Genomic DNA, 6,626 nt, shown 5'->3' on the forward strand with positions numbered 1-6,626 from the left:
GCAGGTGGCCTGCCTGGAGGAGATCGCCTACCTGCAGGGCTTCATCGGGCGCGAGCAGCTGGTGGCGCGGGGCGAGCTCTTCGCCAAGACGAATTACGGCCAGAACCTGCTACGCCTCGCCCGCGAGCACGAGGCGGCACAACCTTAGGCTTCTTGTCATCCGCGCACGGTGATCGAGACAGGTTAAGCCAAGATGGATATTCTCGTCGTCGGAGCTGGGATCATAGGCCTCGCGGTCGCACGGGCGATGGTGCTTCGCGGTCACGACGTGATCGTGGCAGAGTCGGCAGGCGCTTTCGGATCAGGCATATCCTCGCGCAATTCTGAGGTGATCCACGCGGGCCTGTACTATCCGACCGGATCGCTGCGCGCCCGCCATTGCGTGGTCGGCCGGCGGATGCTCTACGCATTCTGCGCGAGCCGGGGCGTCGCGCACCGGGCCTGCGGTAAGCTCGTCGTGGCCACCAGCGAGGCGGAGGCCGCAAAGGTCGCGGCGATCCGCGACCAGGGAGCGGCGAACGGCGTCGAGGATCTCGCCCTACTCGATGCGGAGGAGGCACGGCGGCTCGAACCGAACCTCGCCTGCACCGCGGCCCTGCTCTCGGGCTCCACCGGCATCGTTGACAGTCACGGATTGATGCTGGCGCTGCTCGGCGAGATCAAGGACAACGGTGGCGCGCTCGCGCTTGGCACACCGGTGGAGCGGCTCGCGCGCGCACGGGCGGGATGGGTCGCCCATTTCGGCGGCGCGGACCCCGGCACCTACCCGTTCGATGCGATCGTCAACGCCGCGAGCTTCGGCGCGCAGGCGCTTGCCAGCGCCACCGAAGACTACCCGGCGGCGCGCGTGCCGCGCCTTGTGCTGGCCCGCGGCAACTATTTCGGCTGCTCGGGCCGGCCGGCCTTCGGCCGCCTGATCTACCCGGCCCCCGTCGAGGGCGGACTCGGCATCCATCTGACTCTGGACCTCGCCGGGCGGATGCGTTTCGGGCCCGATGTCGAGTGGACCGACAGGCTCGACTACCGAGTGAACCCGGAGCGCGGCGCAGTGTTCTACGCGGCGATTCGGCGCTACTGGCCCGGCCTGCCAGACGGTGCCCTGGTGCCGGACTATGCGGGCATCCGCCCAAAACTGTCAGGCCCCGGCGAGGCCACCCAGGATTTCCGCATCGATGGCCCGAGCGAGCATGGCCTGCCCGGTCTCGTGCACCTGTTCGGCATTGAGAGCCCCGGCCTCACAGCGAGCCTATCGCTCGCTGAGGACGTGGCGAACCGATTGGAGACCTGAGACCGGGTTGCTGGGAACCGGGGGCCTCGACGGTTCCACGGCGGACCTCTGCTGGGTGGCAGGGTCATATCGGGGCGGCGGCCCAAATCCCGGCCCAAGGGCCTCGAGGCCCTTGGGTATCCCGTTACGTGAGGAGGTGAAGGGCCAGCGGGACGGCGATCGCCGTCAGGAAAGCATTGAGTCCCATGGCGATGCCCGCGAAGGTGCCGGCGACCTCGCTGACCTGGAAGGCTCGGGCGGTGCCGACGCCGTGGGCGGCGAGGCCAGCCGCGAAGCCACGAGCGCGCATGTCCCGGATGCGCATGATCTGCATCAGCGGGGTGACCAAGATGGCGCCGACGATGCCGGTGGTCATCACCAGCACGGCGGTCAGCGTCGGGTCGCCGCCGAGCGCCTCCGAGATGCCCATGGCTACGCCGGAGGTCACGGATTTCGGGCTGAGAGAGACGATGACCGGCTCCGGAATGCCCAGCAGACGCGCGAGACCGACCGCCGTGACGAGGGCTGTGGCGCAGCCCGCGCAGAGGGCCGCCAGCATCGGCAGGGCCGCGCGAAGCACCGTGGCACGGTGCTCGTAGAGTGGTAGGGCCAGCACCACGGTGGCGGGTCCGAGCAGGAAGTGCACGAACTGCGCGCCCGCGAAGTAGGTCGGGTACGGCGTCTCAGTGAGCTTCAGTACGCAGGCCGTGATCGCGATGGCGATGAGTACCGGGTTTGCTACCGGATGGCGTCCGGTCGCGGCTGAGATCCGGTCGGCCACGAGATAAGCGACGAGCGTCACTGTCAGCCAGAGCAGCGGCGTGCGTGAGAGATAAACCCAAAGGGCAAAATCCCCGTTCACCGCGTGGTCATCCGGTCGAGCAGGCGCTGCACGCCGATGAAGATCAGAACCGTCGCGGCCAGCGCCGCGCCGGTGGAGACCACGATGACCAGGGCGAGCTTGAGGCCCTGCGACTGTACGACGTCGAGCCGGCCGACGATACCGGCGCCGGCCGGCACGAACATCAGCGAGAGGTTGGCGAGCAGCCCTCGACCAGTTCCCTCGAGCGTCCCGTCGAGCAGGGGCTTTGGCATGAGCCGCCGAAGCGGGCGCGGGCCCCGATCCCGTATGACGAGGAAGGCGAGGAGCAGCGCCATGCCGATAACCGGCCCCGGCACTGGCAGGCCCGCCCCGCGGGCGAGCGCCTCGCCGGCGAGCTGCGCCAGCAGGATAAGACAGAGACTCGCGATCATCGCGCCCCGCCCGCATTCGCGCCGTCCGGCTCCCGGCAAGCGCGCGCCCACCTGACCGCCGCCTCTTCGAGCCCGAGCAGCGCGCCGAGGCGCCAGACCAGTGCCTCCTCGAACTCCCCGACCGCGCCGTCCGCGGCCGCCACAGCCCAGGCCATGGCCACGAGGCGCGTGCGCTCGGCCTCGTCCATCCCGTGGGGCATCATCTCCACGAGGTCGGCCACGTCGCGCGTCTCCGCATCGAAGGCGATCGCCCGGGCGATCAGAGCGCGCGCGGCTTCCGCATCGGCGGCGTCGCGCCTCTGCACGAGGCGGGCGAGGCGCTCGGTTTCCGCAGGGGCCAGAACGCCATCTACCCGAGCAATGTGAACGAGGAGCGCGGTGGCGGCGAGGTGCGTGTCGTCCACGGACTCCCCTCCCCCGGCCGTCCCGAAGGCCTCGGCGGCGTAAGCACGCAGACGGGCGAGCAGCGGCATCGTGGGCTCCCGAAGGCAGAACCAGTAGACTTCCGGCGCCCCCGGCCCCGGTCAAGACTGACCCGGGCATGGGCACCCTGCGCGTCACAGGTGTTGCAGCGCAGCATCACCTCTCCCAACCGGCACCGACCGTCTTGCCAAGCGGAGTCGGGGCGGCTAAGAGCCTACCACCGCACGGATCGCCATCGCGTGACCGCTGCCGCCGCAATAGCTCAGCTGGTAGAGCACCTCATTCGTAATGAGGGGGTCGGGGGTTCGAATCCCTCTTGCGGCACCATTGCTTAGTCCTACAATTGGTTACCGTAATATAGCGTCGGCAAGCCCATAGTAAGCAGCGGAGCGGATGTGACCTCCGCGCGATAGCTGGCCGACCTGCCCTCCCCTATGCCGCGCCGATGTAAGCGCACCTCGCCCCGCCATTCCGATCTCTTTACTCTACACGTGGCGCTCCGGCTCGGATCGTCTGAGCCTGGGCAAGTCGGCATGCCCCGGCTTCTACGGCGAGCACTGGCAGAGGGCGCACGCGAACATGCTCGACTGCCTGGATAAGAGCGTGGGACAAAACTGGCTTGGGCGGGTTGAGAGGGCATGGACGCTCTCGTACCTGACGACCTCTGGGCGGTGATCGAGCCGCTTCTGCCGCCTGAACCTGAGAAGCCGCAAGGTGGCCGCCCTCGTGCCTCGGACCGGGCGGCGTTGGCCGGCATTCTCTTGGTCCTGCGCACCGGCATGCAGTGGAAGCACCTGCCGCGCGCGGAGATCGGTTGCAGCGGCAAGACGAGCTGGCGTCGGCTGGCCGCATGGCAGGCAGCCGGCGTCTGGGCCGCGCTCCACCGCGTGATGCTGGAGCGGCTTCAGGACGCGGACGCACTCGACTGGTCGCGGGCCGCTCTCGACAGCGCCAGCCTGCCCGCAAAAAAAGGGGTTTCGCGACGGGCCCGAACCCGACGGACCGGGGCAAGCCGGGGACGAAGCGCCACCTTGTCGTGGACGCCAACGGCACACCGCTCGGCCTGAGGCTCACCGGGGCCAACTGCCACGACAGCCGCATGCTGGCCGCCACGCTGGATGCGGTGCCGGGCGTGCGCACAGGTCGGCGCGGTCGCCCGCGACGCAGACCAGACAAGCTGCACGCTGACAAGGGCTACGATCATCGCCGCTGTCGGCGCGAGTGCCGGGCCCGCAGCATCACGCCTCGGATAGCCCGGCGCGGCATCAAGAGCCGCGAGCGCCTGGGACGCTACCGCTGGATCGTGGAGCGCACCCTGGCGTGGCTGGCCCGCTTCCGCCGCCTCGCTATCCGTTACGAGCGCCGCGCCGAACTGCACCTCGCCTTCACGACGCTCGCCTGCGCCCTCATCTGCCACGCTCAGGCCAAACGGTTTTGCCCCTGACTCTAAGGGTATCCACCCCTGAACCGCCGAGAAACGTCACACGCCCCTCGATAAGGTCGAGCGTGTCTGTACCGGCACCCGCGTCGAACGTGCCGTTGCTGTAATCGACGTTTAGCGCATCGTTGCCACTACCCGCCGTGACGCTAAACTCATTGATGCCGTCGTCGTCGCCTTTGATGTTGAAAACGTCATCGCCGCCGTTCCCCTGTATGTTAATCCTCTCCTCTTCTTCGCCGCTCTCAAAGAGATCTGGTCCAGAGGTTCCAAAAAGCTCGAGCGCCATGAACATCTCCTCACAGACCGAGAGGCTAGAATTTGGGAGGACGGTACGCGACCATCACATCTCTGTTAAGTGCCAATCTATCCCGGCTGCACCGGGCTATTTCTCCTGAAGGCCGCGTGCACATGAAAAAACCCGCCGCGGCGAGGCCGCGCGGGCTGAAATGTCCAGCAGATGCCGGCGCCGGAGGGGGCCATCAGGCGACACGCGCCGGAAGTGGGCTTGGCGATGGGCCGACCCTTCATGCATCTGTAACAAGCGGCTTGTTCACTGCGCAATCGAGCCTGGTCCCGAGCCAAAGGCCGATACTCGTGATAATGTGTCGGCCGACCATCCAGACCAGCGACGACGAAAAAACCCGCCACGGCGGGGCTTCGGAGGCTGAGCCTCCCGCGGATCTCCCTACCTATGGCGCAATGGCAGGAAGGCCCGCGGGAAATCGACTTTTGGGTCGATACAGCGCATGAAGACAGGTCGGTCAGCAACGTTCCGACCATCGCCGAGTCCCTGTCGGCGTGCGAACTGAGATCGGCCTTAGCTTCTGAGTAGTTGGAGACTAGGCAAACCAACTGCTCTGGACTGAGCCTGCTGCGACGCCCTCGAGGGTTACGTTGCCGCCTCCGGAGAGCGTGAGGACAGCGTTGCCATTCGCGTCGCTGCTGAGAAAGTAGCTCTGCCCGTTCAGCGCAAGCCGGTCGCCTGCCCCAGCGTTGAAGTCGGTGATGCGATCAGATCCGCTCAAAAGCCCGTTAATCGGGTTGTTGAACACGAACCGGTCCGCGCCAGAACCTCCCGTAATGATGTCGTTGCCGAGGTCACCGTTTATTATATCATCTCCGCCGCCGCCGAAGATCCTGTCTTCGTCCTGGCCGCCAAAGATGGTGTCGGCGCCGGACCCACCATAGATCAAATCATTCCCCATGTTTCCGAGCAAAATCGCTCCATCTGGCGAGGCCGTATAGTTGATCAAGTCGGTATCCTGTCCGCCAAAAACTGTGTCTCGTCCGCCGTTTCCGACGATTGTATCCGAGCCGCGGCCACCAAAGATCAAGTCGTCTCCGCTCCCCCCATCGATGAAGTCATTCCCTCCTGCTCCGAGCAGGGTGTCGTTGCCGAGGCCGCCGAAAAGTGTGTCATCGCCGCTGCCGCCGTCCATGACATCGTTGCCGGCGTTGCCGTTCAGGGTGTCGTTGCCGTCCTGCCCGAAGATCAAACCACCTCCGAGAACCGCGTCCAGCACGTCGCCCACATCGGTGCCGCTGAGCAGCTGAAGGTCGGCATCGACGTTGAGGGCTGTGCCGGCTGGGGTAAGCACATCGACGGCGCCGTCAAGGGATACCACCCCAGGCAGATTTGCGACTACGCCAAGGTCGAGAACGCTGTTCTGAGCCGTGCCATTCAGCAGGGAGCCGATGTTGAGCAGAGCCATGGTAGGAAATCCTATGTTGGGGACAATCGGCGGAGGACTGTGGCCGATGTCCGGCCAAATGGTCATTGTCCAACACGCGCGTATGCCCGGGCCGCCATCAGATATGTCAAATTTTACCGGTTTTTCTCTGTTGTATAATTGCGATATCGCCGAGTTTTTTCCCGAGTAAGTTGCGATCACTAGTTGAGATAATATGGTACGCAAGTGAAGTGTCATATCTGGAATGGTTTTTTCCAAACCTAGATGGAACACATGGCAGGGAGATTTGAGACGCCACATGGTGCTGAGCGAACCTCTATCGCAATCGAGAGGCTGTCGTGCAGAGCAGCCAAATTGAGTCCGATCATAAGCTCTTCAACAAATAGGGCCGCCGGGGCGGTGAGCCGGGCGGGCGGAGCCTGGGAGGAAACGACCGCATTAGGTCGCGGACCCATAACGTCTGGCACGGCTGAGGTGCGGCGGCGTTAGCCCTCTGAGCGGGAGGGATCTGGATGGCGCGGTTTGACCTGACGGATGCGGAGTGGGCGGT

General features: G+C 65.7%; 7 protein-coding genes, 1 tRNA gene and 1 pseudogene. 4 read left to right on the plus strand and 5 right to left on the minus strand.

The window, feature by feature from the left end; all coding sequences use genetic code 11:
• Both MFF56_RS31585 and MFF56_RS31590 read left to right on the plus strand, forming a co-directional pair.
• A pseudogene (locus tag MFF56_RS31585) lies at positions 1-148 on the plus strand (glucose-1-phosphate thymidylyltransferase RfbA); the annotation flags it as partial.
• Positions 149-193: 45 nt separating this feature from the next.
• On the plus strand, positions 194-1,288 hold the full coding sequence (locus MFF56_RS31590) for an NAD(P)/FAD-dependent oxidoreductase (RefSeq protein WP_066923292.1): 1,095 nt from the start codon (positions 194-196) through the stop codon (positions 1,286-1,288).
• 124 nt (positions 1,289-1,412) lie between these two features.
• Here the strand turns inward: MFF56_RS31590 and MFF56_RS31595 are convergent, their stop codons facing one another.
• The 3 genes from MFF56_RS31595 to MFF56_RS31605 are packed head-to-tail and all read right to left on the minus strand — an operon-like array spanning position 1,413 to position 2,994.
• Positions 1,413-2,129 (minus strand): LrgB family protein, encoded by a 717-nt coding sequence (locus tag MFF56_RS31595; RefSeq protein ID WP_066923289.1) that lies wholly within the window; start codon positions 2,127-2,129, stop codon positions 1,413-1,415.
• Positions 2,126-2,521, minus strand: a complete 396-nt coding sequence (locus MFF56_RS31600) for a CidA/LrgA family protein (protein ID WP_066923286.1) — start codon at positions 2,519-2,521, stop codon at positions 2,126-2,128. Before MFF56_RS31600 ends, MFF56_RS31595 begins: the two co-directional genes overlap by 4 nt.
• Entirely contained in the window at positions 2,518-2,994 is a 477-nt protein-coding gene (locus MFF56_RS31605; RefSeq protein ID WP_066923283.1) for a TerB family tellurite resistance protein, read from the minus strand. The genes MFF56_RS31600 and MFF56_RS31605 overlap by 4 nt, the downstream gene beginning before the upstream one ends.
• Positions 2,995-3,195: 201 nt before the next feature.
• Between MFF56_RS31605 and MFF56_RS31610 the strand changes: the two genes are divergently transcribed.
• Together MFF56_RS31610 and MFF56_RS31615 are read left to right on the plus strand one after the other, a co-directional pair.
• Positions 3,196-3,271: transfer RNA gene (locus tag MFF56_RS31610), tRNA-Thr, on the plus strand.
• A 311-nt stretch (positions 3,272-3,582) separates the two neighbouring features.
• Positions 3,583-4,388 (plus strand): IS5 family transposase gene (locus tag MFF56_RS31615; protein WP_156453787.1). Its coding sequence is split into 2 segments (ribosomal slippage): positions 3,583-3,907 and positions 3,907-4,388, totalling 807 coding nucleotides; the frame shifts between segments, so codons are not numbered across the junction.
• On the opposite strand, the gene MFF56_RS31620 is transcribed toward MFF56_RS31615, so the two are convergent.
• Positions 4,351-4,671, minus strand: coding sequence for a hypothetical protein (locus MFF56_RS31620; RefSeq protein WP_156453786.1), 321 nt, complete (start codon positions 4,669-4,671; stop codon positions 4,351-4,353). The genes MFF56_RS31615 and MFF56_RS31620 overlap by 38 nt on opposite strands.
• Before the next feature lie 553 nt (positions 4,672-5,224).
• A complete protein-coding gene (locus MFF56_RS31625) occupies positions 5,225-6,097 on the minus strand; it encodes a calcium-binding protein (RefSeq protein ID WP_066923280.1) in 873 nt (290 codons plus the stop codon).
• Positions 6,098-6,626: the final 529 nt, after the last annotated feature.

It is taken from the genome of Methylobacterium hispanicum (genome assembly GCF_022179285.1).
In the GTDB taxonomy this organism is placed as follows: domain Bacteria; phylum Pseudomonadota; class Alphaproteobacteria; order Rhizobiales; family Beijerinckiaceae; genus Methylobacterium; species Methylobacterium hispanicum.

Coding starts and splice junctions, on each gene's coding strand:
- MFF56_RS31605 (WP_066923283.1), bottom strand. CDS start 2,994: ATGCCGCTGCTCGCCCGTCTGCGTGCTTACGCCGCCGAGGCCTTCGGG.
- MFF56_RS31590 (WP_066923292.1), top strand. CDS start 194: ATGGATATTCTCGTCGTCGGAGCTGGGATCATAGGCCTCGCGGTCGCA.
- MFF56_RS31625 (WP_066923280.1), bottom strand. CDS start 6,097: ATGGCTCTGCTCAACATCGGCTCCCTGCTGAATGGCACGGCTCAGAAC.
- MFF56_RS31620 (WP_156453786.1), bottom strand. CDS start 4,671: ATGGCGCTCGAGCTTTTTGGAACCTCTGGACCAGATCTCTTTGAGAGC.
- MFF56_RS31600 (WP_066923286.1), bottom strand. CDS start 2,521: ATGATCGCGAGTCTCTGTCTTATCCTGCTGGCGCAGCTCGCCGGCGAG.